25 protein-coding genes, 1 tRNA gene, 1 pseudogene and 1 riboswitch are annotated in these 25,882 nt (G+C 71.5%); of the genes and pseudogenes, 16 read left to right on the top strand and 11 right to left on the bottom strand.

What is annotated here, in order from left to right; genetic code table 11:
- Positions 1-80 precede the first annotated feature (80 nt).
- From A6F73_RS17010 to A6F73_RS16975, 8 genes are all read left to right on the top strand, one after another.
- Positions 81-2,522 (top strand): phage tail tape measure protein, encoded by a 2,442-nt coding sequence (locus A6F73_RS17010; RefSeq protein WP_063348591.1) that lies wholly within the window; start codon positions 81-83, stop codon positions 2,520-2,522.
- A gap of 4 nt (positions 2,523-2,526) precedes the next feature.
- Positions 2,527-3,480 carry a hypothetical protein gene (locus tag A6F73_RS17005; protein ID WP_063348590.1) on the top strand — a complete coding sequence of 318 codons (954 nt, stop codon included), beginning with the start codon at positions 2,527-2,529 and terminating at the stop codon, positions 3,478-3,480.
- A gap of 10 nt (positions 3,481-3,490) precedes the next feature.
- Positions 3,491-4,642: a hypothetical protein gene (locus A6F73_RS17000; protein WP_063348589.1), complete on the top strand. Its 1,152-nt coding sequence runs from the start codon at positions 3,491-3,493 to the stop codon at positions 4,640-4,642.
- A gap of 174 nt (positions 4,643-4,816) precedes the next feature.
- The gene (locus A6F73_RS16995; protein WP_347878540.1) at positions 4,817-5,782 is read left to right on the top strand and encodes a hypothetical protein; all 966 of its coding nucleotides are present in this window, start codon (positions 4,817-4,819) and stop codon (positions 5,780-5,782) included.
- Positions 5,783-6,514, top strand: coding sequence for a hypothetical protein (locus tag A6F73_RS16990; protein ID WP_063348587.1), 732 nt, complete (start codon positions 5,783-5,785; stop codon positions 6,512-6,514).
- Positions 6,515-6,587: 73 nt separating this feature from the next.
- Positions 6,588-7,721, top strand: a complete 1,134-nt coding sequence (locus A6F73_RS39380) for a peptidoglycan-binding protein (protein WP_079135755.1) — start codon at positions 6,588-6,590, stop codon at positions 7,719-7,721.
- Between the two features lie 56 nt (positions 7,722-7,777).
- Positions 7,778-8,005 carry a hypothetical protein gene (locus A6F73_RS16980; protein ID WP_063348586.1) on the top strand — a complete coding sequence of 76 codons (228 nt, stop codon included), beginning with the start codon at positions 7,778-7,780 and terminating at the stop codon, positions 8,003-8,005.
- On the top strand, positions 8,002-8,334 hold the full coding sequence (locus A6F73_RS16975; protein ID WP_063348585.1) for a hypothetical protein: 333 nt from the start codon (positions 8,002-8,004) through the stop codon (positions 8,332-8,334). Before A6F73_RS16980 ends, A6F73_RS16975 begins: the two co-directional genes overlap by 4 nt.
- Positions 8,335-8,398: 64 nt before the next feature.
- Here the strand turns inward: A6F73_RS16975 and A6F73_RS16970 are convergent, their stop codons facing one another.
- Together A6F73_RS16970 and A6F73_RS16965 are read right to left on the bottom strand one after the other, a co-directional pair.
- Positions 8,399-8,593 (bottom strand): DUF397 domain-containing protein, encoded by a 195-nt coding sequence (locus A6F73_RS16970; RefSeq protein ID WP_063348584.1) that lies wholly within the window; start codon positions 8,591-8,593, stop codon positions 8,399-8,401.
- The gene (locus A6F73_RS16965; RefSeq protein WP_063348583.1) at positions 8,590-9,420 is read right to left on the bottom strand and encodes a helix-turn-helix transcriptional regulator; all 831 of its coding nucleotides are present in this window, start codon (positions 9,418-9,420) and stop codon (positions 8,590-8,592) included. The genes A6F73_RS16970 and A6F73_RS16965 overlap by 4 nt, the downstream gene beginning before the upstream one ends.
- A gap of 109 nt (positions 9,421-9,529) precedes the next feature.
- On the opposite strand from A6F73_RS16965, the gene A6F73_RS16960 reads away from it, so the two are divergent.
- The 4 genes from A6F73_RS16960 to A6F73_RS41505 all read left to right on the top strand — a co-directional run bounded on the left by A6F73_RS16960 (position 9,530) and on the right by A6F73_RS41505 (position 12,176).
- Positions 9,530-9,778, top strand: coding sequence for a hypothetical protein (locus tag A6F73_RS16960; protein ID WP_063348582.1), 249 nt, complete (start codon positions 9,530-9,532; stop codon positions 9,776-9,778).
- A gap of 815 nt (positions 9,779-10,593) precedes the next feature.
- Positions 10,594-10,866, top strand: coding sequence for a hypothetical protein (locus A6F73_RS16950; RefSeq protein ID WP_063348580.1), 273 nt, complete (start codon positions 10,594-10,596; stop codon positions 10,864-10,866).
- Between the two features lie 377 nt (positions 10,867-11,243).
- Positions 11,244-11,753, top strand: coding sequence for an NUDIX hydrolase (locus tag A6F73_RS16940; RefSeq protein WP_063348578.1), 510 nt, complete (start codon positions 11,244-11,246; stop codon positions 11,751-11,753).
- Between the two features lie 135 nt (positions 11,754-11,888).
- Positions 11,889-12,176 carry a hypothetical protein gene (locus A6F73_RS41505; protein WP_159398475.1) on the top strand — a complete coding sequence of 96 codons (288 nt, stop codon included), beginning with the start codon at positions 11,889-11,891 and terminating at the stop codon, positions 12,174-12,176.
- 587 nt (positions 12,177-12,763) lie between these two features.
- Here A6F73_RS41505 and A6F73_RS39375 read toward each other — a convergent pair.
- Entirely contained in the window at positions 12,764-13,024 is a 261-nt protein-coding gene (locus tag A6F73_RS39375; protein WP_079135753.1) for a GntR family transcriptional regulator, read from the bottom strand.
- A gap of 132 nt (positions 13,025-13,156) precedes the next feature.
- Between A6F73_RS39375 and A6F73_RS16935 the strand changes: the two genes are divergently transcribed.
- Positions 13,157-13,633, top strand: coding sequence for a hypothetical protein (locus tag A6F73_RS16935; RefSeq protein ID WP_063348577.1), 477 nt, complete (start codon positions 13,157-13,159; stop codon positions 13,631-13,633).
- Positions 13,634-14,045: 412 nt separating this feature from the next.
- Here the strand turns inward: A6F73_RS16935 and A6F73_RS16930 are convergent.
- Both A6F73_RS16930 and A6F73_RS16925 read right to left on the bottom strand, forming a co-directional pair.
- Positions 14,046-14,267: pseudogene (locus A6F73_RS16930) on the bottom strand (AMP-binding protein); the annotation flags it as partial.
- A gap of 147 nt (positions 14,268-14,414) precedes the next feature.
- A complete protein-coding gene (locus A6F73_RS16925) occupies positions 14,415-15,272 on the bottom strand; it encodes a glycoside hydrolase domain-containing protein (RefSeq protein WP_063348575.1) in 858 nt (285 codons plus the stop codon).
- 152 nt (positions 15,273-15,424) lie between these two features.
- Between A6F73_RS16925 and A6F73_RS16920 the strand changes: the two genes are divergently transcribed.
- Positions 15,425-16,489, top strand: coding sequence for an EamA family transporter (locus A6F73_RS16920; RefSeq protein ID WP_208869089.1), 1,065 nt, complete (start codon positions 15,425-15,427; stop codon positions 16,487-16,489).
- A 57-nt stretch (positions 16,490-16,546) separates the two neighbouring features.
- Here A6F73_RS16920 and A6F73_RS16915 read toward each other — a convergent pair whose 3' ends face one another.
- The 6 genes from A6F73_RS16915 to A6F73_RS16890 form a co-directional block, all read right to left on the bottom strand.
- Positions 16,547-17,332 carry a pyridoxal 5'-phosphate synthase gene (locus A6F73_RS16915; protein ID WP_244293416.1) on the bottom strand — a complete coding sequence of 262 codons (786 nt, stop codon included), beginning with the start codon at positions 17,330-17,332 and terminating at the stop codon, positions 16,547-16,549.
- 490 nt (positions 17,333-17,822) lie between these two features.
- Positions 17,823-18,152, bottom strand: coding sequence for a hypothetical protein (locus A6F73_RS16910; RefSeq protein ID WP_063348574.1), 330 nt, complete (start codon positions 18,150-18,152; stop codon positions 17,823-17,825).
- Positions 18,153-18,576: 424 nt separating this feature from the next.
- Positions 18,577-19,941 (bottom strand): FAD-linked oxidase C-terminal domain-containing protein, encoded by a 1,365-nt coding sequence (locus tag A6F73_RS16905; RefSeq protein ID WP_063348573.1) that lies wholly within the window; start codon positions 19,939-19,941, stop codon positions 18,577-18,579.
- Positions 19,942-20,053: 112 nt separating this feature from the next.
- On the bottom strand, positions 20,054-20,881 hold the full coding sequence (locus tag A6F73_RS16900; RefSeq protein WP_063348572.1) for a MerR family transcriptional regulator: 828 nt from the start codon (positions 20,879-20,881) through the stop codon (positions 20,054-20,056).
- A gap of 118 nt (positions 20,882-20,999) precedes the next feature.
- Positions 21,000-21,087, bottom strand: a tRNA-Ser gene (locus A6F73_RS16895).
- A 62-nt stretch (positions 21,088-21,149) separates the two neighbouring features.
- Positions 21,150-22,982 (bottom strand): trypsin-like peptidase domain-containing protein, encoded by a 1,833-nt coding sequence (locus A6F73_RS16890; protein WP_063348571.1) that lies wholly within the window; start codon positions 22,980-22,982, stop codon positions 21,150-21,152.
- 314 nt (positions 22,983-23,296) lie between these two features.
- Positions 23,297-23,444: riboswitch (TPP riboswitch) on the top strand.
- 124 nt (positions 23,445-23,568) lie between these two features.
- Here A6F73_RS16890 and A6F73_RS16885 point away from each other — a divergent pair.
- Positions 23,569-24,903 carry a cytosine permease gene (locus tag A6F73_RS16885; RefSeq protein ID WP_063348570.1) on the top strand — a complete coding sequence of 445 codons (1,335 nt, stop codon included), beginning with the start codon at positions 23,569-23,571 and terminating at the stop codon, positions 24,901-24,903.
- Positions 24,904-24,982: 79 nt separating this feature from the next.
- Positions 24,983-25,807 (top strand): glycerophosphodiester phosphodiesterase family protein, encoded by an 825-nt coding sequence (locus A6F73_RS16880; protein ID WP_063348569.1) that lies wholly within the window; start codon positions 24,983-24,985, stop codon positions 25,805-25,807.
- Positions 25,808-25,882: the final 75 nt, after the last annotated feature.

Raw genomic sequence — 25,882 nt, 5'->3', positions numbered from 1 at the left:
CCGGTTGCATCAGGCCGAAGACCACGAACTACCAGCGGATCATCTGGTGATGGTTTCGCTCGGCGAGGGGGTGAGCCGACGTGGCGCTCACCGTCGGCGAGTTGCTCGCCACCATCACCGTCGACGACTCCGGCGCCGAGCAGGGCCTGCGCCGCACCGAGCAGGGCATCCGGCGTACCGGGCAGGTCATCGAGGACGAGGCCGGCCGCGCCGGCCAAGCCGCTGGGAAGGAACTGGGCGACGGGCTCGCCGACCAATCCGAGCGCGGCGCCGAGCGTGCCAGCTCCGGCATCACGAAGTCGCTTAGCGCCATCAAGGGCGTCTTGATCGGTGGCGCGATCGGCGCCGCCGTCATGGCCGGCCTGACCGAGGCCGTCGACCAGCAGAAGGGCACAAGCCTGCTGTCGGCCCAGCTCGGCGCGACGCCGGAGCAGGCCACCCAACTGGGCAAAGCCGCCGGTGCGTTGTACTCCGGTGGGTACACCGACAGTGTCGAGACCGCGAACGAGGCACTCCGGAACCTCTGGCAGCAGGGCCTCGTACCGGCGGACTCGACTGCCGAGCACCTACAGCAGGTTGGCGGCCGCGCGCAGCAGGTCGCCGACATCCTCGGCGAGGAAGTCGGCCCCGTCTCACGCTCCGTTGGGCAGATGCTCAAAACGGGAATGGCACAAAGTGCTGACGAGGCATTTGATGTTCTCGTGCGCGGCGCACAGCTCGGCGCGAATAAGAGCGAGGACCTGCTCGACACTTTCAACGAATATCCGACTCAATTTCGCGATCTGGGAATTGACGGAAAGCAGGCACTAGGCCTTATCCATCAGGGCTTGGAGGCCGGTGCGCGTGATGCCGATGTGGTCGCGGATGCTTTCAAAGAACTAAATATCAGGGTCAAGGACGGCACTGCGGCCGACGGACTGAAAAGCCTTGGCCTGAACGCGGATAAAATGGCCACCGCTTTCGCCAAGGGCGGGCCACAGGCTAATTCCGCGCTCGATCAGCTCATGGACCGGCTACGACAGGTAAAGGATCCTGCGGAGCGTTCACGCCTTTCTGTCGCGCTTCTAGGAACGCAGGCCGAGGACCTTTCCAAGGCGCTTTTCTCCCTCGATCCGTCGGCCGCGGTGGCTGGGCTCGGCGCGGTCGACGGCGCCGCCCAAAAGGCCGGCGACACGATGCGCGACAACGCATCGACCCGGTGGACGCAGTTCACACGGGGCCTGCAGCAGGGGGCCGTCGAAGTCCTCGGCTCCAAGGTGGTGCCGGCGCTCATGTCGGCCGCGGACTGGGTCGGCACCCTGGGCAGCAAGTTCGACACGGGCAAGCGGTTCGTCAGCGAGCACAGCCTCGCGTTCTCGATCGCTGCTGGCGTGATCACCGCCATCATGCTGCCGACCCTCATCGCCCTTGGTGTGCAGGGCACGGTCACCACCGCAACCGTGGTGGCTGGGTGGGTGGCGCAGGGCGCCGCCGCGGTCGCCACCGGAGCGACGTACTTGGTCACCAACGCGCAGCTCGTCGCGGGTTGGGCGGCGCAGGGCGGCGCGGCGGTGGCGGCCGGTGCGCGGGTGGTCGGCACGTGGGTCCTGATGGGCACGCAGAGCTCGCTGCAGGCCGCCCGGGTGGCCGCTGCCTGGCTGATCGCGATCGGCCCCGTCGCGCTGGTGATCGCTGCCGTCGTCGGGCTGGTCGCGCTGATCGTGTCCAACTGGGACACCATCAGGTCCGCGACGGCGGCGGCCTGGGATTGGATTGTGGGCGTAGTTCGCGGCGCCGCGCAATTCATGACTGATGTTTTCATGACGTTCTCACTCGTCGGAATTCTGATCCGTCACTGGGATTCGATTAAGAGCGGTGCGGTCGCCGGGTGGAATGCGACCACGGATTTCATCCGGGGAGTGCCCGGCAGGATCGTCGATTTTTTTCTCAATTGGACTCTTGTCGGGTTGATCATCCGTCATTGGGATTCGATCCGGTCCGGTGTGGCCGATCGCGCCGGCGCCCTGGTCGACTACGTCCGTGGCCTGCCCGGGCGCATCGCGGATTCCCTCGGGAATATGGGCCTGCTACTGATCGACAAGGGCAAGGATGTAGTCCGCGGCTTGTGGTCGGGCATTCAGTCCATGGGCGGCTGGTTGCGCGACACCCTGACCGGCTGGGCGATAAATTTGATCCCGGGACCGATCGCTAGGGCGCTCGGGATCCACTCGCCAAGTCGCGTGATGGCGAGCGAAGTTGGCCGGTGGATTCCTGCCGGCATCGTGTCCGGCATCGAGGCGGCGCAGCCGCAACTCGCCGCGACCATGCGGGAGTTGGTCGAGGTGCCGGACACTCCGGCGCTCACTGCGGCGGTGCGGGGTCCTGTGCCCACCGGGCCGGCGCCGGTCATGGCCTACGCCGGCGCCCCGGCCGGGCAGTTCGGCGGCGGGCCGCTGCTGCACATCGAGCAGTTCAACGCCGGCGGGCAGAGCCCCGACCAGATCGCGGCCGCGCTCGGCTGGCAACTCAAGGGCAGGGGGTGATGCCGTGGCCGCGGGCGACCGCGTGCTCGCCCCCGGGCACATCCAGTTCGGCGAGCTACTGCTCGGCCCCGGCACCCCCTACCGGTGGCGCAAGATCACCGGCTGGTCCGACAGCCCGTCGTTCGACTCCGGCACGACCAACAGGCCGGCCGGACACGGCGCCTACCCCGGCGACCTCTGGGCGCAGCCGCGCACGATCACGGTGGATGAGATCACGATCCGGGCGCCGGCCGCCCGGATCGGCGCGGCCGTCGCCGCCTTCGAGGCGGGGGCGGTGTCGCTGGTCGACGAGGTGCCGCTCGTGGTGCAGGTCGACGAGCGCGGGCCGCTGATGGTGTGGGCGCGGTGCCTGCGGTGGTCGGTGCCGACCGGCCGCGGCTACCGGGTCGGCACCATCACCGGGTGCGCGTTGCAGTTCGAGGCCACCGACCCGCGCCGCTACTCGCTGGCGGAGCAGCAGGCCGAGGCTGGACTGCCGGTCGACGAGGCCGGCCTCGACTGGCAGGTCGCCGGTGCGGTCGAGCAGGGCCTCGACTGGCACCTCACCACCTCGCCCCCGCCCGCCGGTGGCCCGGCCGTCGAGGCCGGGCTCGCCTTCGGGGCCGGCGGCGCGTCCGGCAGCCTCACCGCCACCAACGCCGGCAACGCCGACGCGCCGGCCGTGCTGACCTTCATTGGGCCCGTAACGAGCCCCTCCCTTCGTTGCGTCCGAACCGGCCGGCGGTGGGAGTACGACATCACGCTCGGCCCGGGCGAGCAGCTCGTCGTCGACGCCGCGGCCGCCACAGTCACCCTGGGCGGCGCCTCCCGGATCTACACCGTGACCGATCTCTCGGCGCCCGAGCAGCTACTCGCCGTCCCGCCCGGCACGCACGACTTCGCGTTCCGCGGCGCCCCCGACGTCCCCCCGCACCCGGATGCCCGCGCGCTGCTGCGCTGGCGCCACGCCTACTGGTAGGAGGCCCCGCATGACCGTGCGCGCCGCGTGGCTCCCGCCCACCGGGCAGAGCCGCACCGACACCCGTCTGTCCCCCATCGGCACCATGACCCCCACCGGGCCGACCACCACCGCCCCCGGGGTCATCCCCGGCGGCACCCCGCTCCTACTCACGTCCACCGCGCCGATGCAGGCGCAGCTCGGCGTCGGCCGCGCCGTCGTGCAGGGCAGCAGCTTGCAGGGCGGCTACCCGGTCACGGTGACCGTGCCCGAGGCTCTGGTCTTCGCGGCCGGGCACACACAGTACGACCGCGTCGACCTGATCGTCATCAGGGTGTACGACGGGTTGTTCGACGCCAGCGGCAAAGCTCTGGTGTCGGTCGAGATCGTGCAGGGCGCGCCCGCTTCCAAGCCCGTGGCGCCGGCGGCGCCGGCCTGCTCACTGCCGCTGTGGTCAGTGCGGGTACCGGTCGGTGCGTCCGCGGGCACCGGCGGAATCCCCTGGGCAACAGCCCTGACCGACCTGCGCACCTACACCGTGGCGGCCGGCGGCGTCCGACCGGACGGCTCTACCGACCCGGGCTCCTACACCGGGCAACTGCGTGACACCGGCACCCGCGTGGAACGCTGGTCCGGGGCCGCGTGGGTGGCCTACCCACAGGCCATCGGCGGCATCATGCCCAACTCCGGCTTGACGTTCGGCACTTACGTCGGCCAGTGGCGCGACAGCGCCAACGGCCTGGAGCGCTGGAGCGGTACCGGGTGGGTGCCGATGGGCGGATGGACGTCGTACACGCCCACGTGGGGCGGCCTGGAGTCGCTCGGTTCCTCGGTACCCTCCGGCCGCTACTGCCGCATCGGGCGCCGCGTCGAGGTTGTCGCGTCGCTCGCCTGGGGCCCTGACAGTGTGCTCGGCTCGAACAACGTCACCGTGAGCCTGCCGTTCCCCGCCGTTGACGGTGCGGCCCCGCTCGGCTGGCAGGGCACCGGCCGCTACGTCGACGGCGCCGGCAACGCCTGGAAATCCCTGATCCCCTTCGTGGAGCGCGGCGCGAGCGTCGCCTACGTCTTCGCCTACCGGGTGAGCGATCTCGGCTTGGTCACCCCCGGCAGCGCCGGGTACGCCTGGATCAACTCGCTGAGCACCATGCGTATCCAGATCACCTACGAGACCACCGCCTAGGGCCACCGGCCCCGGGCACCCCGGGGGGTGGTCGCGTCGCTGCCCCCCACCCCGTACCGCGTCCTGATCTGCGATCTCCGCTCCGATCAGCTCCTCGACGTCCTACCTCTGTGGGGTGTCAGCTTCGACGAGTACCTCGGGAAGTCGGGCTCACTGCGGGCGACGGTGCACCTCGTGACCGCCGAGCTCGCCGCCCGCGCCCGCGCCGCCCTAGTCCCCGGTCGCACCGGGCTGTGGGTCGAGCGCGACGGCGCGATCTGGTGGGGCGGCATCCTCTGGACTACCAGCCTGCAGAGCGACGACCGCGGGCGCCTGCAGCTCGATCTGCAGGCCGCCACCTGGGACAGCTACCTGTCTCACCGCATGCTCTATGACTCCCAAGTCTCCCGCGGTGTCGATCAGTTCGACATCGTTCGGCAATTGATCAACTACACCGCCGAACAGCCCGGAGGTGACATCGGCATCGAGGCCGGCACCGAGATCTCCGGCGTCCCGCGAGATCGGTCCTACAGCCGGTTCGACTTGCCGTTCGTCCGGGACCTGATCGAGCAACTCTCGCGAGTCGAGGGGGGTTTCGAGTGGCGGATCGCGTCCCTTCGTGACCCCGACACCGGCCGGCGCATCAAGCGGCTGCAGCTCGGCCACCCGATCATCCGGGCCGGCCGCAGCGACATCGTGCTCACCCGCCCCGGACCGATCATCTCGTACACGTGGCCGGTCGACGCCACGCGCAAGGCCAACGCCTGGCAGAGCCGCGGCGCAAGCATCAACCGTAACCAGACTGCCGAGTCGGTGCCGCTGTTCTCCTCGCTGATCACGTCGGCCGCGGACGTCGAGGCCGGTTGGCCGCGCCTCGACGGCAGCAGCGACTACTCGACGGTTGAGCAGCAGCCCACCCTCGACGCGCACGCCCGGGCCGACGCCGACGCCCACCTCGACCCGCACACCGTGCCCGAGCTCATCGTGCGACTCGACGGCCAGATCACCCCCGCCCTGCTCGGCGCTACGGTCCGCGTGCGGATCGTCGACCTGTGGTGGCCCGAAGGACTCACCGCCCGATTCCGGATCATCGGCATCGCGGTCACGCCCCCGGAGCGCGGGCGTCCCGAGACCGCCAAACTCACCTTGGAGGAAGACTAGTTGGCCGCGATCCCGCAGGATCTGCTCGACCGCATCCGGACCCTGGAGCGGCAGGTGCGCGAGCTGTCCGGCCGCGCGCAGACCCGCCCCGCCCTCGACCAGATCCAGCACCGTCCCGTCGTCATCGCCGAAGGCGGCACCCTCCAAGTGAAGGCCAAGACCGGCCAAGAAATGGTGTACATCGGAGGCATTAGCCCGGACCACCCGGACGGCAGCGATCAGTACGGCGTCCTGATCAGCCGCGAGGACGGCTCACTCGCCCTCGCCATGTGGTCATCGGGCAAGATGCCGCAGGGCATTGATATCTACGACAGCCGCGGATCAACGATCTTCACCGAAGACCGGATCAACGGCGGTCTCGGCGTGCCCTACCTGCACACGCCGTTCTACGCCGACGGGGACCTCGACAGGTACCCGAAGACGCAGTCAGGCAGCCCTGAAACCCTGTGGACGGCGGCGCACATCCGCTACCACCCCATGCTCACCGTGGCCGCCTACGGCGCTGCGGACTTCGGCACCACCGGCGTCGTGCAGGTCTACGTCGACGGCCAGCCCTGGGGCGAGCAGCACACCATCAACTCCGGTGACTGGTACTACTTCGCGGACGGCCCGAAGCTCTGCCCCGGCGAGTACGCCGCCCTAACCAAGATCGAAATCAAGGCCTGGCGCACCGGCGGCACCGGCAACGTCTACGCCTTCGCGGCCGGATGCCTGGGCACACAGACCCGCTGACCCCAACTCCCGTACTTCGCCCGCCCCGTGGCCGTCCGGCCCCGGGGCTTTCCCATGTCTGGAGACACCCCCTATGTCCTGGTACCCCGGCGCCGAACGCATGGAGCTGCAGCCCGAATCCGACGCCCAACCCGCCATCGTGCCCACGCAGTTCATCCTGCACAGCATCGCGGCTGAGTGGTCGCCGCGCCGCATTTACGAGTTCTGGCGCGACAGCACGAACTTGGAGAGCCATTTCGGGCTCGGGTACGACGGAGCGATCGCGCAGTTCATCGGCACGCAGACGAGGGCGGACGCGAACGCGGCGGCGAACCGCCGCAGCGACGGCACCGGTGCCGTGTCGATCGAGACCGAGTCGAACAGCCAGCACACGGACCCGTGGACCGACCAGCAGATCGAGCAGCTCGTCGCCCTGGGCGTCTGGCTCCACCGCGAGCACGGCATCCCGCTCCGAATCTGCCGCAGCGCCGATGACCCCGGGTACGGGTATCACGGGCTGTTCCGGTCGTGGTCGACGTCCGGCACGGCCTGCCCCGGCGACGCCCGGATCGAACAGTTCCGTACGGTCGTCATTCCGTCGATCGTCGCCCGCGCCAACGGCGCCCCGGACCCCACCACCCCCACACCGCCCCCGCCGCCGGAACCGGCCGGCCCCGCCCGCTACCGAGTCACCATCGGCGGTCAGGAGTACGGTTACGGCGCCCACGGCCCCCAGGTGCGACAGGTGGGCGAGGCACTCGTCGCCAGCGGCTACGGCCAGCACTACACCGTCGGCCCCAACGAGGACTGGACGGACGCCGACACCGAGAACTACGCCGCGTGGCAGCAGAGCCTCGGATACGGCGGTGGCGACGCCGACGGCATCCCGGGCGAGCAGTCGCTGCGGCGCCTGCTCGGCGGCGCCCTGCCCGGCGAGCAGACCCTCGTCGACCTCGACCAGGTGATCGCCGCCGCCCGCCGCGATCCCGGCCTCGACCAGGGCGCCACCACCTACCCCGACGCCGTGCGCCCCGTCGAGGCCGCGCTCGCCGCCGAAGGCCTGCTCGACGGCCAGTGGGCCGGCGACGGCTCGTTCGGCACCCGCACCGTAGCGGCCTACGCCGCGTGGCAGCGCTCCCTCGGGTACCGCGGCACCGCCGCCGACGGCATCCCCGGCCGCGCCTCCCTCGACCAGCTCGGCGGCCGGCACGGCTTCACCGTCCGCTAACCCACTCGTCCTGCCCGGGGCCGGCCGGCCCCGGGCACCACCAACAGGAGACTCCCTTGACCGACGCCACCCGGCGCACCATCCGCACCGGCCTGCAGACCGTGCTCGGCCTGCTCGCCGCACTCCCCCTACTCGTCTCCACCGCCGGCCTCCCCGAGACCCTGCCCGGTATCGCCGTGGCCCTCGCCGTAGCCGGAGCGATCACGCGCGTGATGGCCCTGCCCGCCGTCGAGCAGGTCCTGCCCGCCTGGCTCCGGACCACGGAGGAGGACCCCACCGAGTGAGCGCCCCCACCGGCGCCGGCCACCTCGACGACGTCCTGCTCTGGGCCGGCGCGGTAATCACCCTCTCCGCCGCACTCGGCCTACTCTGGCGAGCCACCCGCGGCGCCCGCCACCTCGCGCAGCGCGTCGAGGACTTCGTCGACGACTGGACCGGCACCGACGACCGCCCCGGCGTCCCCGGCCGCCCCGGCGTCATGACCCGACTCGGCACCATCGAGCAGCAACTCGCCACCGTGCAACACGAACTCCACCCCAACAGCGGCAGTTCACTCCGCGACGCCATCGACCGCGTCGACCAGCGCACCGCCCGCCACCTCGACCCCCCATAGACAACACAGCGCCCCCTGTACCGGCCACGGCCGGTACAGGGGGCGTTCTTGTCGTTGAGAGGAACTAAACGGCGCCGAACTCGCCAGTACGGACGGCGGCAACGAAGGATGACCAGGCGTCGGCCGGGAAGGCCAGCACAGGGCCCTCGGGGTCCTTGGAGTCACGGACGGGAACGGCACCGGGCACGCTGTCCGACACCTCGATGCACTGTCCGCCGTTGCTGCTGTAGCTGGACTTGAACCATTCGAGGGGGGTCATAGTTGCCTCCGTAGCTCGCGGATCATCGCCACCGAGTCCGCCTGTGAATGGGCATGGGTTTGGAGCTGATGGTACGACGTCAGCTCGGCATACACCGCGTTGGTATCTCGTTCCAGGTGCCCCTGGTGTGAACTTTCCGCGTAGGACATAAGCGATCGGTTCGGCAAGGTCAAGATGGACACCGGAAGATCGAACGCCCTGCCCTCCCCGAGCGTGTACGGGGCGAGCTGGAGCCGCGCCGTGGGTTGGCTGGCGAAGGCAACGAGACGATCGAGCTGGGCCGCCATTACAGCATCCCCACCCACGGGCCGACGGATGCAACTCTCATCCATGACGACGTGGACCAGCGGCGGTGGCACCCGGTGCATGATGGCTTGACGGTCTATGAGAACTCGGACCCGTGCGTCCGCCTGTTCCTGGGTGATACTGCCCCGCTGGACCGCACCCGCTGCGATGGCTGCTGCGTAGTCCGTTGTCTGGAGCAGACCAGGCACGATGCCGAGTTCGAACAGCCGCAGTTCGATGGCGCGACGCTCATGGGCGCGGAACTCGGCGAACCCCGCCAGTAGGGCACTGTGCGTGACGTCGCTGGCCTTGCGGCGGAACAGCCCCTCATCGGATGTTCCAAATGCTCTGTCAAGTGCTGCTGAGATCTGTGGAGTTGGTTTCCTGCGAGCATTTTCCAGGGCCGAGATGTGCGATGGCGTGCAGCCAACCAGCCCGGCAAGGTGTTCCTGGGTCCAGCCCCGTTGCTCACGTGAAGTGCGAAGGAACGCCCCGAACTCGGCGGCGGCGCTGCTCTGAGGGTCAAGTTCCCGTTTGTTCAAGGCGATTCGTCCTACCAATCGAGCGATGCGGATAGGTTGAACTGCCTTGGAGCCTAGAGGACAGTTGGCGCCCCCGGTAGTCACCGCACTACGGAACGGAGCTGCTGCTGTGACGCGCAAACGCACCCCCACGCCCCCCGCGACGCCGTACCGCCCGAGGTCGGGCGAGCTGGTACAGGACCAGAGGACCGGCCGGCTCGGCGCCTACATGGAGACGCGCGGCGGGGAGGCCTACCTGCGACCGCCCGAGGGCGGCACCGAGTGGACGACGACCCCCGCCAACGTCGCCCCGTTGGACGGCGCGATCGTGGTCCACATCGTCCCCAGCAAGCCGCGCAGTTCGGCGGACGCCGCGTGAACTCCGAGACCTCGGAGCGCCACGGCGAGTGGACGATTCGGCCGAGCCCGGATCAGCACGACGAGTACGTGTTGGTCTGCGTCTCGGAGTCGAAGGGCACGGCCTGCGGGCTCGACTCCGGGCCTGTCGGTGACACGAGCGCGTTCGCCGAGTGGGCCCGGTGCCACCTGTTGACCCACCCCGGACACCAGACGTACCGACTGGTGGCGGACGTTCAGATGGTGATGGCGCCGAAGGGGGGACCGCTGTGTGGCGGCGACTCGTGACCGGTGCTCTGTCCGTCCTGGTCGGTGTCGGACCGGCCATTATGGTGTTCGCCCTCGGCAGGCTCGACCCGTACGGCGACCGTCGTGGCGTGTGGGTCGTCCTCGCCCTGGTGGTCGCCATGCTCGGCATCGTGTACGGCGCGGACTGGGAAATGTGGTGGCGCCGAAGACGGGCCCGCGCCCGCGCCCGTGTCCGGGCCGCTCGGCGCCACGGCGCGCAACTGGGTCGGCCCGGTTTCGCCGCACGCTTCAACTCGCCCCGTGGTACAGGGCGCTGTCCCGTCAGCGAACCCACTCGACCCCCTAATCTCCCGGAGCGTTCTACTCCCCCCGACGCTCCGGGACCCCCGCCGGTCCCACCCGGCGGAAGGGTGCGCAGGGGCGCACCGGTCGCCCTGGTCTGGTTGTCGGGACCAGACCAGGGCGACCCCCTCTCAACCCCCGGCGGAACCTGTGAACCGTCGGGCATCCCAAGCCCCCGCCCCGGCCGTCCAAGTTCGCCGAGCCGGGGCGGGCCCTTCCGTCACCCACCTTGACTACGAGGAACCCATGGTCCTGCTTCCCGTGCCGAGCAAGCACAAGCCCCGCCGCCGCCCCAATACGCCCGAACTGGCGCCGGAAGTCCGCGCCGACCTGATCGAGCGATACAACGCCGGAGCGTCGATGCGCAGTCTCGCCGCTGAACTCGGACACACGGACACCTGGCTGAAGACCAGGTTCAGGCTCTGGGAAGTCCACATCCGCGACCGCAGCGAGGCGGGCCGGCTCCGCTGGACGCGGACGCATGCGGCGCAGGTGCAGGAGGGACCGACCGTCGCGTGACCGACGCACAGTGCCCCGAGGGCCCCGGACACACGGTCGAGCGGGACGTGGGGCCCGGGGCGGTACAGAGCGGTCCCGGTGGGCCGGTCTGGAGGTGTCTGACGTGCGGCCGGTGGGGCGGAGTCCTCACCCCCGAGTGGGCCGAGTTGTTCCCCGGTGACGCCGAGTTCTTCCCCCTCGGGTGGACGCGCCCCGGCCAGCCGGTCCCGATCCGCACCGCTCGCGCGTAGTCGCGCCCCATGTACTCCCGTCCTGGCGGACGGTCGGGAATCACCCTTCCGCCAGGACCGGGCTCAACCCCCGCCCCGGGCCTTGGTTGAGGTCCATTTCGCTCGGGGCGGGCCCATCTAACTACCGCTATCGAGGGGTTACCACCCGTGGCAGACAGCACCATCCCCCCGCGCCCGCCGCGTCGCCGCATCGGCGTCCTGGTCTTGATCCGCAACCAGGACGGGCACGCCCTGCTCGTCAGGCCGCGCTACCGGGAGGACCACACCCTGCCCGGCGGGGGCGTCCACCCCGGCGAGCAGCTCGTCGACGCTGCCGCCCGCGAAATCGCCGAGGAGGTCGGGCTGAAGCGGATGATCACGCACGCGCTGGCGATTGATCAGATCCCGGCCAATCCGGACTCTGGCGCAGCCGAAGAGCTCAACATCGTGCTCGACGGCGGGGTGATGACCACCGCGCAGGCCGGCGCCCTCTCGCTGCCTGTCAGGGCCGCCGAGGAGATCGCGGAATTTCGGTGGGTGCCGGTCGATGAGCTGCACCGGCACACCCTGCCGTTCATGGAACGCAGGATCCGCCAGGCCGTCGCCGCCGCGCTGGTCGGCATCAGGCTGCCGCTGCTCTACATCGGCTCGCCGGCCGACGAGCGCCACGCCGCGTAGGCCCCGAAGACTCCCGCGCCGCCACTCCGGGGGACTGCACCCGTGAAGTGGGCTTCCTGGCGCGGGAACGGTCCCGTCCGTACGCGTATCCCCCTCGCGGACGGGCGGGACCACTAGGCCTGCTAGGAGACGAAGGTGAAACTGAACAAGGGCGCCTGCCGGTGCCCCCATCGGGCGGCCGGTCTGTGCGTCACCGCCCTGGACATCCCGCCCCTCGGCAAGTGGTACATCCACCACGACGGACGTGCAGGCGAAGTCGCTCGGCGCGCGACGAAACACCACCCGACCACCGATGCCGTCACCCGGACGGCCGTCCAGTTCCGGGTTTTCGACCAGAACGGCCGTGAGAAATTCTGGCACCTCGCGTGCGCGGGCCCGTCGTCCCCCGATACTCCCGTTCGAGCCGGCTACCCCGGTGGGTAAGTAGTGCGAGCGGGTCACTGAAAGTGCACGGCGGCCGTACGCCCGTGCGGCCGAAGCAACCCAGTCAAGGGAGAACAGCCATGGCCTGTCCCGTCTGTGGAAGCGCGATGGACACCAGCCGACGCCCGTACGTCTGCGGACAGTGCGGCACCGTCATGGGCGTGACGGTACCGTCGGTGCTGCCCATCCCCGTCGTTCCGATCCTCGTGAGGTAGGCATGAACTCCCCGCGCTGCGGCAAGTGCAGGAAGCTCGTCGAACTGGGGCCAGAGGGCGGGTACGTCTGCGGCTCTTGCTGGCACGTGGTGCCCCCGCCGGAATCCGCCAAATCGCGGGTGGTTACCACGCGGGACGCGGGCGTGAGCGGGATGCACTGCGCCGAGTGCGGCACCGAGATTCACTACGGTCCCGAGGGCGGATACGTCTGCGGCAACTGTAACTACGTCGTGGAGCCCCCGAGCGCGTCGGCCGTCCGCAAGGAAGCCGCGAAGGAGCGGGCACACCGTCAACGCCGGGCCGCTGAGGATCGGGGCATGCGGCGGTAAGGAACAGCGCGATCAGGCCCCGTCCGGGTTCGCCTGGACGGGGCTACTCCGTGCTTGGGGCCGGACGCTGGTCGGACGGAACCACCCAAGATCCGCGCCCCCATTCGGTCGTGATCAGCCCCCGGTCGCGAAGTACTTCGAGCGACCGTCGGACGGTCATGAGCGCTCGCCCGGATCGCTGGACGAGCGCCGACTCAGAGGGGAAAGTCGTTCCCTCGTCGTAGACGCCCGCGTGAATCTCTGCCGTGAGTTCATCGGCGAGAACCAGATACGGCGGAATGCGGCGCGGGCGCTGGTCAGACATGCCAGAAGGGTACGGAGCCGTCGCGTTCCGCTCCACTTAGATGAGTAGAGGAGTAGACGACCTAGAGGAGTGTCGATATGGTCGCACCACAACAACAAAGACCCCCGGCGACGGCTGCAACCGTCCCGGGGCATGGCCGAAGCCTCGGAGGGCTGCGACATGAGCAACTTTATCGCCTGGGTGTTCTTCACCTGGGCCGGCATCCTGCTGGCTGGCCTGATAGCGCTGTACCTACCCGTAAACACCGGACAGCCGTTCCAGCCCAAGCCCCCAGCGCCGCCCATCGCGCCGGAACCGGAGATGCCCGCACTCTGGGACATCCCGCCGCACGTAATCGAGCGCTCGAAGCCGCTGAACGCGGAAGATCACGCGCCCGTCCGCCCGTACACCCCAGAGGCTCAGGAAGCCCCCGAGCCAGCCCCAGAAGACCCCGCGCCTGAACTCCCCCGACCGGCCACAGTCCGGGTGGTCCCGCTGTGGGTGGCGGTGCTGCTCGAAGACCAGCGGCAAACTGTTCGGCGGCGTGCACTCGAAGCGGCTTCGGCAGGACTGCCCGACCCCGGTTACACCTACCTGGGCGCCCAGGCGCTCATCGGGGCCGGTGCGTGATGGCAACGACGATCACTGAGACCTGCGGCGCCCGACGCCCCGGCTGGGAACACGGACCGGCCATCGGACGACACCGCCTCCCGTGCGTGGCCAACCCGCTCCATGCAGACGACCACGCGGACGCCGTCGGCGAGTGCTGGCCCCGAATCAATGGCACCCCCGTTCGACCTTGCCGCCACTGTGGCGACACCAGCGACACCGTGACCGCAACCCACATCGAGGCCATCAGCGGCCCCGGCTTCACAGTCTGGGGATGCCCGACATGCACACCACTTCTGCGCTGATCGGTTAACCAGCCTCTGCGCACGAGAAGCCCCCCTCCGGCCGGAGGGGGGCTTCTTGCTGTTCCGCCACCGCGGCCGATACCGCTCAGCCGCGTTTCCCCAGGTCAGGCCACGAGTGCTTTAGAGACGTTGTTCCACATCAGGGTCGCGACCCGGTCGTCCCCGGTCACCCCCAGTTCGTCGCGGAGCGCGTGGGCGAGCTGCGCGGCCCGCGCCCCCACCTCGGCGTACGTCCGCACGACCGGCCCGGTGCCGTCCCAGGTGGTGACGGTGGACCGGCCGTGGATGGTGGACCCGTGCTCCAGAATCCGGGCGACGGTGAGCGGGACGTCCTGCATCGTGCTGAACACGGGTCCTCCTTGACCTGGCGGCACTGGCGGCTGCGCCTGCGGCACCTACCGGGCGGTAATGCGCGCGGACGTGCCCGATTGTGCCGCCCCGCCCCACCCGCTGTCAGTATCCCGGCCCCGTTGCCCGGATCACGGATCGGCGACGCGTCAGCCGGCGGTCGGGCCGTCGACGTGGTTGCGGTCGATCGTGAGGGCGGCGCCGCCGTAGGTCTCCTCGACGTTGCCGCGGTACTGGTGGACGCGCTGGTGGTCGCCCCAGAGGCCGGAGCCGAGGGCGCCGGAATCGGCGGTGTCGGCCCGGTCGTCCCAGCGGGCGTACCAGAGGGCGTCGGGCAGCGGGAAGCTGCCGGCCCGGGCTGCGGCGGCCAGGTCGGCGATGCCGGAGTCGAGGCTGGAGTAGAAGCCGGAGCGGTAGCCGGCGGCGTGCAGGGCCTGGGTCCAGCCGACGGCGAAGTCGACCACGGCCTGGCCGCAGGCGGGGTCGTGCATCGGGTAGGCCTCGATGTCGAGGTAGACCGGGCCGCCCTTGCCGAATCCGAGCGAGCCCATCGCGTGGACGGCTTCGGTGGCCTCGTCCCGGCCCTGCTCGACCGCGTGGGCGGGGTCGATCCGGCGCGGCTTGCGGGCGAGTTCGCTGCACGGCGCCTGGAGCCCGACGTGGGCCGGCAGGAAGCGCCAGCCCAGTGCGCGGGCCTGGCGCACCCACTCGGCGGTGAGCCGGGGCTGGCCGCAGCCGCGCTGGGCGCCGCTGACGTAGATGCCGAGCGCGCCGTACGGGGAGACCCCGTGCCAGGCCCGCAGGGTGTCGAGGGGCGGCGCGGTGCAGGCGTCGAAGGCGGGGCCGGTGAAGTCGTCGTGGATCCTGGGCGGGCCGAACCGGTCGGGCAGGGTGAGGGCCCGGATGCGGGGAAGGGCGGCGGCCCCGGCGCTCACGCCCGTCCCGTCGGTGGCCAGCAGGAGCACGAGGGAGGCGGCGAGCAGGGCCGCGGGGCGGAGATAGCGCACCCGCCCTTGCTACTGACGGACCATCGGACGAATGCGGCAACCACGCCGGGCGCACCGGGCGAGCCCACCCTTTCGGCCGCACCCGTCCACATCCGTCCCGATAGTTGTAACGAGCTTGCCCGTTCATCACTCCTTACGGCAAACTCGCCCATATGCCCAGCTCCCATCCCAGCGAAACCACCGCCCCGATGCCGGCTGCCGCCGTCGCCGAGGCGCTTGCCATGCCGCCCGCCCCCCAGGGCGAGCCCGCCGGCGAGCGGGGCAGCTGGCGACGAGGCGGGACACCCGGCTCCACGGCACCGCCCGACGCGCCCCCCGGCCGGCCCACCGGCCGACTCCCGAAGGTCCTGCGGCGCCCGGAGAGGATCCCGGCGCCGCTTCTCTGTCTGACCGCGATGTTCCTGGTGCAGACCGGGATCGCCCTGTCCAAGCCGCTGTTCGGCCCGCTCGGGGTCAGCGGTACCACCTTCCTGCGACTGGGCTTCGCGGCGGTCATCCTGCTCGCCGTCACCCGGCCCCGGCTGCGCGACAAGCGCCCGCGCGACCTCGCCGCGGCGGCCCTGCTGGGCGTGGCCTCGGCCGGGATGACCTTCCTGTTCGCCGGGGCGATCGACCGGCTGCCGATGGGCACCGCCGCGACCATCGAGTTCCTCGGCCCGCTCGCGGTCGCCCTGGTCTTCGCCCGGCGCGCCAGCCACCTGCTCTGGGCGCTGCTCGCCGCCGGCGGCGTCGTCCTGCTGACCCTGCTCGGCGAGGGCGGCGACGGGGGCGGGCTCGACCCGGTCGGCCTGCTCTACGCCTTCGGGGCCGCCGCCTGCTACGCCGCGTACATCCTGTTCACCGACAAGGTCGGCGCCGCCTTCCAGGGCTTCCAGGGCCTGGCGGTGTCGATGACGGTCGGCGCGCTCGCCCTGGCGCCGTTCGGGCTCGGCCAGGCCTGGGACGGGCTGACCGCGCCCGGCGCCTCGCCGCTGGGGCTGCTGGCCGCGGTGGCCGGGGTGTCGCTGCTGCTGCCGGTGATCCCGTACGCGCTGGAGATGACCGCGCTGCGGCGGATGCCGCAGCGGGTGTTCAGCGTGCTGGTCAGTCTGGAGCCGGCGGTCAGCGCGCTGGTCGGCCTGGTGGTGCTCGGCCAGCTGCTGGGCGTGCCGCAGCTGGCCGGGATCGGCTGTGTGGTGGCGGCCAGCGTGGGAGCCACGCTGACCGGGCGGCGGTAGGACCGCACGACGGCGGGGCCCGGCCAGGCCAGGCCGGGCCCTTGGGCCGTCAGACCGTTACGGCCACAGCAGGGTGCGCGACCACTCCGGGGTCCGGACCGGGCCGGTGCGGGTGTAGCGCAGCCGGACGTGCCGGCGCTGCGCGTCGCCCTGCCAGTACTCCACCTCGTGCGCCCACAGGGTGTAGACCGCGTGCCCGGCCGCGACCGCGTCCGGAGTGGCCTCCAGCCGGCGGCGGGCTACGGCGACGGCCTCGTCGTACTCGGCGAGCGAGGCCATCGGCTCGCTCTGCCGCCCGACCAGCGCGCCGACCCGGGCATCCGGGGAGCGGGTGGCGAACTCGGCGGCGGCGACCAGGTCGGCGGCCCGCTCGACGGTGCCGCGAACCCGCACCTGGCGGCCCAGCTGGGGCCAGTAGACGGTCAGCGCGGCGGCCGGGTGGTCGGCCAGCTGGCGGCCCTTGGGGCTGTCGGCGGCGGCGGAGAAGACCCAGCCGGTGCCGGACGCGTCGACGTCGCGCAGCACCAGCACCCGGGCGTCCGGCAGGCCGTCCGCGTCGACCGTGGAGAGGGTGACCACCTGCGGGTCCGGCACGCCGGCGGCCAGCGCGGTGGCGAGCCAGTCCACGAACAGCGGGCCGGGCTCGGCGGGCGCGGCCTCGGCGTCGAAGGTCGGCAGCGGGCGGGCCATCGGCGGGCGGCCGAGCAGCAGCTCGGGCACGGACTTCGGCTCGGGCCGGTGCTCGGCCGGCTCCCGGCGGGCGTCCGGCCCGGGTCGCGGATCCGGCTCCGGTGCAGGCCAGGCCTCGCCCGGGCCGGTCAGGCCCTCCTCCTCCGCCGCCATCGCGCGCCCTCTCTTCCGGTTGCCGCGGTCGCCGCCCCGGCCGGGCCGTGGTTCCCGGGCCCGGGCACGTGGTGCGCTGTCGGAGCGCAACCGTACCGCCGAGCACCGACGGCTCCGGGCGCGGGCCCTCGCTGGACGCGTTCGGGGCGTCCGGGCGGGCCTCGGCGGGCGGTCCCGAGCGGTGTCGGCGGTGTCGGGCAGCCGGCGATGTCGGCGGTGCCGGACAGCTGGCGGTGCCGGGCAGCCGGCGACGAGCGGGCCCGTGCGGTTCGCGCCCGGCTCCGGACGCACTCGTGGGCGGTGCCGATGGCGGCACCGCCCACGAGGCCGGCTTCACGGCGACCCTTTCCGCTGGCCGGTCATGCGCTGTTCTGATCCGCGCCCGGGCGGGAATTCCGCCCGGAGACTGGTTCGAGCCCCTCCGCGAGCGCTCAGCTCACCCGCGGCCGCCCACCTCCGGCGCCCCCGCCGTCGGTGGTGCCCGATCGGATCAGTGGAAGATCGGGGCGAACACGACGTTGATGTTCTTGTTGGACTGCCCGGCCAGGATGGTGCCCGCGTTGTCCTTCACCGCGAGGGTGTTGTTCTGGTTCGAGGCGCCGGCGCCGGTGGCGGTCTGCTGGGTGGAGATGTAGTTGCCGTCGACCCCGCCGAAGACGTTGCCCGTGCCGACGTTGGACACCACGCCGGCGTTGGAACCGGCGGCGGCGCCCGCACCGTTGTCGGCGGCCGCAGCGCCGGCCCCGGCCAGCAGCAGGCCGGCCGCGAGCGGGGCGGCGAGCAGGAATCCGGCCACCCGGCGGGTGTGGATGCGAGCCATGAGAGCCTCCAAGAAGCTGTAAATCGTGCAATTGTCGAGCAAGGGGTGCGGGAGTTCGCCGGCCAGACGAACACCTGCTGGCTGCGACGCCGAGAGACAGACTTCCGCAACAAATCGACAAAGCACTAGTCGGCGGGGCAGTTTTCGCCCGTTAGCGTGATATCCACCCGGGCTGCGCATAACGGACCGAAAATCGGACAGTGCGCCGACACACCTCTCTGAGCTGGCACTTTGCCCGAACGGCGACCTCTCGGAGGACCCTCCAGGTAGGGCGCTTCGCCATCACGCGAACCACCAGGCGCACCACCCCGGCGCAGGAAAATCAGGAAACGCGCCCCCAAAAAGTTCGACTACCCTCCCATGTCGACTTTTCCGGCCATTCTCAGGCCATCGGAAAGTCGTACTGGAATAGGGGGAAATACCATCAGACCATCTTGCCCGGGTTCATGATTCCCAACGGATCGAAGACCGCCTTCAGCTGTCGCTGGAGGTCCAGCGCGACCGGCCCCAGCTCGCGTGCCAGCCAGTCCCGCTTGAGCAGCCCCACCCCGTGCTCCCCGGTGATCGTGCCGCCCAGCTCCAGCCCCAGCGCCATGATCTCGTCGAAGGAGCGCTGCGCCCGCGCAGCCTGCTCCTCGTCCGAGCCGTCGAAGATCACGATCGGGTGGGTGTTGCCGTCCCCGGCGTGGCTGACCACCCCGATGGTCAGCGCGTGCCGCTCGGCGATCGCCGCCACACCGTTCAGCATCTCGGCCAGCCGGGAGCGCGGCACCGCCACGTCGTCGATCATCGTGGTGCCCAACCGGTCCAGCGCGGGCAGCGCCAGTCGCCGGGCCTCCAGCAGCAGCTGCGACTCCGCCTCGTCCTCGGCCGGCACCACCTCGGTCGCCCCGGCCTCCCGGCAGAGCTCCGCCACCCGCGCCAGCCCGGCCTCCCGGTCCGGCCCGTCGAAGGCCACCAGCAGCAGCGCCCGGGTCGTCTCCGGCAGCCCCATCCGCCCCAGGTCGTTGACCGCCCGCACGCTGACCGCGTCCATCAGCTCCATCAGCGACGGGGTCAGGCCGCGCGCCATCACCTCGCAGACGGCCGCGCCCGCCGCGTCCGCGCTCGGGAACTCCGCCGCCAGCGCCAGCTGCGGCGCCGGCGCGGGCCGCAGCGCGAGCACCGCCCGGACCACCACGCCCAGCGTGCCCTCCGAGCCGACCAGCAGCCGGGTCAGGTCGTACCCGGCCACACCCTTGGCCGTCCGGCGCCCGGTGGACAGCAGCCGCCCGTCCGCCAGCACCACGTCCAGGCCGAGCACGTACTCGCTGGTGACGCCGTACTTCACGCAGCAGAGCCCGCCCGCGCCGGTGCCGATGTTGCCGCCGATCGTGCAGGACTCCCAGCTGGACGGGTCCGGCGGGTACGACAGGCCGAACTCCCCGGCTGCTCGCGACAGTTCGGCGTTCACGACGCCGGGCTCGACCACCGCGATCCGGTTCACCGGGTCGAGCTCCAGGATCCGGTTCAACTTCACCATCGACAGCACGATGCAGCCGTCCACGGCGTTCGCCGCCCCCGACAGCCCGGTCCGCGCCCCCTGCGGCACCACCGGCACCCGCAGCGCGGTGGCGGTGCGCAGCACGTGCTGCACCTGCTCGACCGTCTCCGGGAACACCACCACGGCGGGCGCACCGGCGGCGCAGAAGCCGGCCATGTCATGGCGGTAGGCGGCGGTCACGTCCGGATCCACCACCACCGCCCCGGCCGGAAGGCCCTGCGCCAGTCGGTCCGTCAGGTCACCCATCGCCGCCTCCACTCGCCGCCCGCCGCCTCCACCGCACTCTGCCCGCCCGCCGGAGGCCCGGCAAGTGGGCCCCGGCGGGATCTGCGGGGCGTGGACCTCGGCCGGGCAGGGCCTACCGGCGGACCACCGGCTCCTGGAACTCCGTGACCCACCGCGCCGGGTCGTCCGGGCACTCCAGGTAGAGCTCCCGGGCGTAGCCGGCCGAGCGGTAGCCGTTCGCGTCGATGAAGCGGGCCAGCTCCTGGAAGCTCCCCATCGCCTCGTCCATCGAGCCGCGGTGCACGACCGTCGCCGCCTCCTCGATCGGCGGCAGGTCGAGCACCGCGAAGCCGTACCGGCCCGGCTCCACCGCCGGCCCGACCGGGACGGCCACCCGGATCAGCACCGTGCCCTCGCCCTCCGGCACGTCCTCGTACCGGGCGACGGACGGGCCCGCCTCGGCGATCCCGGCCTCGGCCAGCCGCCGGCACAGCTCCGCGAACAGCGGGCCGATCACCGGTCCGATGTCCTCCGGCTCGTAACTCGCGGCCACCGCGGTCAGTTCGGCCACCCGGACGGACGGCACCCGCTTCAGCACGACGTCGTGTGCGGACATGGTCCCCTCGCTCTCGATCGTCCGGAACCTCGCCTCCACCCTGGTCAGCCGCTGCTCGTCCGCGGCGATCGCCTCGGCGAGTTGGGCCCGGCGCAGCCGCAGCATCCCGCGCAGTTCGGCCGCGTCCACCTGCTCGTCCAGGACGGCCCGCACCTGCTGCAGCGTGAAGCCGAGCTCCTTGAGCGCGATCACCCGGTTGAGCCGGGCGAGTTGGGACGCCTCGTAGGACCGGTACCCGCTGACCGGGTCCACCCTGGCGGGCCGCAGCAGCCCGATCGCGTCGTAGTGGCGCAGCATCCGCACCGACACCCGGCCGTGGCTGGCGAAGTCTCCGATGTTCAACATGGTGCCCCCACTCCACCCCCTGCCACCGTGTCAGGGTCAACCCCCGCCGGCCGCAAACGCGAAAGGCGGGTGCCGAGTGATCTCGGCACCCGCCCTGAGCAGGTGGTTCTCCAACCAGCGGAGAGCGTGGGATTCGAACCCACGGTACGGGGTCACCGCACGACAGTTTTCAAGACTGTTCCCTTAGGCCGCTCGGGCAGCTCTCCAGGCGGAGGTCAGCCTAACGGGTCCGGCGGGGTTCGGTGCACACCGTTTCGTGCGGGTGGGGTCAGCTGTCGCCGTCCCGCTGGCCGAGGGTGACCTTGGTGTTGAACTGCTGGCCGTTGCGGGTGTACTCGACGTCGACGGTCTCGCCGGGCTTGTGCGTCCAGATCCGGCTGACCAGGGCGGGGCCGTTGTCGATCGGGACTCCGCCGAGCTTGGTGATGACGTCGCCCGGCTTGAGACCGGCCTTGTCGGCGGCGCCGCCGGGGGTGACGGCCGGCTGGCCCTGGATGTCGCGGGTCTGGATCTGCGCGCCGTCGCCCTTGTAGTCGTCGTTGCGCAGCACGTCGAGCTTGGCGTAGACCGGCTTGCCGGTCTTGATCAGGGTGTCGGCGACCCACTTGGCCTGGTTGATCGGGATGGCGAAGCCGAGGCCGATGCTGCCGGCCCGGCCGTTGGCGGAGGCGTTGGACTGGATCGCCGAGTTGATGCCGATCACCGAGCCGCTGGAGTCGAGCAGCGGGCCGCCGGAGTTGCCGGGGTTGATCGAGGCGTCGGTCTGCAGGGCGTTCATGTAGGAGGACTGGCCGCCGGTCTCGTCGCCGGAGGCGACCGGGCGGTCCTTGGCGCTGACGATGCCGCTGGTGACGGTGGACTCCAGGCCGTACGGCGCACCGATCGCGACGGTGGCGTCGCCGACGTTGACCTTGTCGGAGTCGGCCAGCGGAAGCGGGGCCAGCTTGCTCTTCGGCGGGTTGTCGATCTTGATCACGGCGACGTCGTAGCCCTCGGCGTGGCCCAGCACGGACGCGTTGTAGGACGTGCCGTCGGCGAACTTGACGGTCAGTTTGCCGCCGTTGAGGGTCGGCGCGACCACGTGGTTGTTGGTGAGGATGTGGCCCTCGGTGTCGAAGACGAAGCCGGTACCGGTGCCCGACTCACCGTTGCCCTGCGCCTTGATGGTGACGACGCTGGGCAGCGCCTTCTGCGCGATGCCGGCGATCGAGCCGGGGGCGGGCTCGTTCTTCTGGGTGTTGCTGGCCTGGACGGTGGTGCTGCGGTGGTCGTCGGCGCTGTTGGTGCGGTCGTTGCGGTCCGCGACGGTCACGCCGAGCGCCCCGCCGGCCACGCCGGCGACCAGCGCGACGGCGGCGATCAGGGCGACCAGGCCGCCGCGCTTCTTGCGCGGGCCGCCGGGGCCGCCGGGGTAGTCGGCCGGGTAGCCGAGCGGTCCGGCCGGGCCGCCCGGGTAGCCCGCGCCGCCGCCGGCGTCGTGGGCGACGCCCCAGCCGCCGAGCGGCTGGCCGGCGCCGAACGGGTGGTGGCCGGGCGTGGGGTGCGCGGCGGGCGCGCCGGGGGCGGCCGGGGTGCCGTACGGGTCGTGCGGGCCGGCGGCGGGGACGCCGTGGGCCGGGGTCGCGTACGGGTTGGCACCCGGCGGCAGGGCCGGGCTCTCGGCGACGGGTGCGACAGGTGCGACAGGTGCGACGGGTGCCGCCGGCGCGGCCGGGACCGGCGGGGCGGGCGGCAGGACCGGCGGCGGCGCGTCGATGTAGCCGGTGGCGGCGTCGACCGGGGAGACCGGCACGTCGGCGGCCGGCGCGGCCGGGGCCTGCGGGGCCGTCTCCGGCGCGGGGACCTTGGTGAAGGCCACGGTGGACTGGTACCCGCCCTCGGCCGGAACACCATCGGTCGGCGCGCCTTCGGTCGGCGCGGCCTCAGCCGGTGCGGCCTCGGCGGCCGGCGCGGCCGCTGGCTCGGGGACCCGGCCGAAGGCCAGTGTCGGCTGGTGCCCGCCCGAGGCGTGGCCGTCGGAAGCGGGAACAGCCGCCGACTGGCCGCCCGAGGGCTGCTCCCCCTGCGGCCCGGTGGGCCCAACCTCGCGCTCGGTGCTCACGAACGACCTCCATAGCTGACAGAACCAAGGACCATAGTTTTTCGTACTGCCGATTCGATTGCCGTAAGGACCCCTCTGAATAACTCATAAGAATCCTTAGCCGCCGCCGACAGCCGGGCCGCCGACCAGGCTGTCATGCGCCGACGACCGAGCCGGCGAGCAAGTCGACGAGCAACTCGACGGCCGAACCGACGACCAGGCCGACAACCAGGCCGACGACCGGAGGCTCCCCCACCTCCGCCGGACGTCCCGCGATGCGGGCCGCACACCCGTGGCCTTGGCGTTCACCCCCGGGCCGGTTAGCCTGTCGCTCACAACTGACACGCGGGAGCTTGGACCGACCAGGCTGAGAGTGCGCTGGTCGACCGTACGCCACGGGATCGTGGGCGGACCGTCGAGGGGGCGCAGACCGCCGGAACCTGTCCGGGTAATGCCGGCGTAGGGAGTATCGGCCATGTCGCCTGCTTCGCCATCCTCTTCTTCGGGCGCGCCCGCGTCCAAGGGTTTCCCCGAACCGTCCCCGACCGCTCACGACGGTGACAGCGATGACAGCGGTCGCACGGGCCCCACCGACACGGCGACCGCCGTGCTGGACCGCCCGGAGCGTGCCGAGGCACCGCTCGTACTGGACACCGAGCCGCCGCGCACGCTGCGCTTCCGGGACCACTTCGCGCTCTGGATGAACCTGGGCGTCAGCCTGATCGGCTTCTCCACCGCCGCGACCGTGCTCGGCGCCAAGGGCAGCGAGCTGTCGCTGGCCGCCGCGGTGACCGCGATCGTGGCCGGCACCGTGGTCGGCACCGCGATGCTCGGCGTGGCCGCGCTGATCGGGGCCCGTACCGGTGCGCCCGCGATGGCGAACCTGCGCGGGCTGTTCGGCACCCGGCTGTCGTACGTCCCGACGGTGCTGAACATCGTCCAGTGCGTCGGCTGGGGCGTGTTCGAGCTGCTGACGATCGCGGCGGGCGCGCAGACCGTCGCCCACACCGACGGCTACCGCTGGCTGTTCGTGCTCCTGGCGGGCGCGCTGACCACCGCGCTGACCATCTGGCCGCTGGGCTCGATCGCGGTGCTGCGCCGCTTCGTGGCCGGTGCGGTCGCCGTCGCGATGGTGTACTTCACCGTCCAGTTGGGCCGCCAGGGGGTGCCCGACCCGGGCGCCGGCAACTGGCACGGCTTCCTGGGCGCCACCGACGCGATGATCGCGGTGTCGATCTCCTTCGTCCCGTTGGCCGCCGACTACACCCGGCACTCGCGCACCGCGCGCTCGGCGTTCTGGGGCAGCTTCTCCGGCTACACGATCGCCCAGGTCTGGTGCTACGTGCTCGGCCTGATGGCCCTGCTGCAGTCCGACGGCGACCCGAACAGGATCTTCGACTCCTTCCTCGGCGTCTGGGCCGGCTGGCTGTTCCTGCTGGTGCTGGTGCTGCGCGAGACGGACCAGTCCTTCGCCAACGTGTACTCGACCGCGATGTCGGTGCAGAACCTGCTGCCGAAGGTGGACCGCCGGGTGCTGACCGGCGGGATCGGCCTGCTGATCACCGTGCTGGCGCTGCAGATCGACAAGTTCACCGACACCTACACCAACTTCCTGGGCCTGATCGGCTCGGTCTTCGTGCCGCTGCTGGCGGTGCTGGCGGTGGACTACTTCTTCGGCGCCGGCCGGTACGGCTGGAACCTCTCCGCCGACGCGCCCTCGCGCCGTCTGATGCTGCTGCCATGGGTGCTGGGCTTCGCGGTCTACCAGTTCATCGCGCCGACCGCGGTGGCCGGCTGGTGGACGGACTTCTGGACCTCCGCCCAGGACGCCCTGCACTTCACCCCGCAGGAGTGGACGTCGGCCTCGCTGTTCGCCTTCCTGGTGCCGGCCCTGGTCACCTGGGCGCTCACCCCGCTGACCCGCAGGGCGGCGCGGAGCTGACCGACCGGCACCGAAGACGGCCCCGCGGATTGGGGCCGTCTTCGCCTGCGCGTCACTTCCGCCGCCTATCGTGGGGCCCGTGACCAGCACAGACCCGTCCTCGACGGCGGCGCGCACCACGCCGCCCGTCCAGGTGATCGCCCACCGCGGTTCCTCGCACGCCCTGCCCGAGCACACCCTGGCGGCGTACCGGCGCGCGCTCGACGAGGGCGCGGACGCGGTCGAGTGCGACGTCCGGCTGACCGCCGACGGCGAGCTGGTCTGCGTGCACGACCGCCGGATCGGCCGGGTCTCCAACGGCCAGGGCACCGTCTCGGCGATGACGCTGGCCGAACTGGAGGCGTACGACTTCGGTGCCTGGAAGACCGGCCGCCCCAGCACCGACCCCGAGCTGCGCGGCGTGCTGCGGCTGGAGCGGCTGCTGGAGCTGGTGGTGGACTGCGGCCGCCCGGTGGACCTGGCGATCGAGACCAAGCACCCGGTGCGCTACCGCGGCCGGGTGGAGGCCGAGCTGCTGCGGACGCTCGAACGCTTCAAGATCGGCGCGAGCCGGGAGGGCGAGCGCCCCTCGGCCCGGATCATGAGCTTCTCCTCGGTGGGGCTGGACCGGGTGGCGGCCTCGGCGCCGGAGTACCGGCGGGTGTTCCTGTTCGAACGGACCCTGCCGCTGGTCGGCCGGCTGCGCCCGGGCTCCCCGCTGCCGGGCGGGGCGCGGATCGCCGGGCCGGGCATCGACCTGGTGCGGGCCCGCCCGCAGCTGGTGACGCGGCTGCGCGAGCTGGGGCACGAGGTGCACGTGTGGACCGTGGACGAACCGGCCGACGTGGAACTGTGCCTGGAGCTCGGGGTGTCCGCGATCATCACCAACCGGCCCGCCGAGGTCCTGGCGCAGCTCGGGCGGTGATCCGCCGTCGGGCGGCGGGCCGCCCGCAAATCCACCCGCAAAGCCCGGACACAACCTGATCGTTCTGGTCGGCAG

Origin of the sequence: Streptomyces sp. MJM8645 (genome assembly GCF_001625365.1) — a bacterium.
GTDB lineage: Bacteria > Actinomycetota > Actinomycetes > Streptomycetales > Streptomycetaceae > Kitasatospora.
The sequence above is the reverse complement of the archived record's forward strand: the minus strand, read 5'-3'. Positions and strand labels throughout refer to the sequence as shown.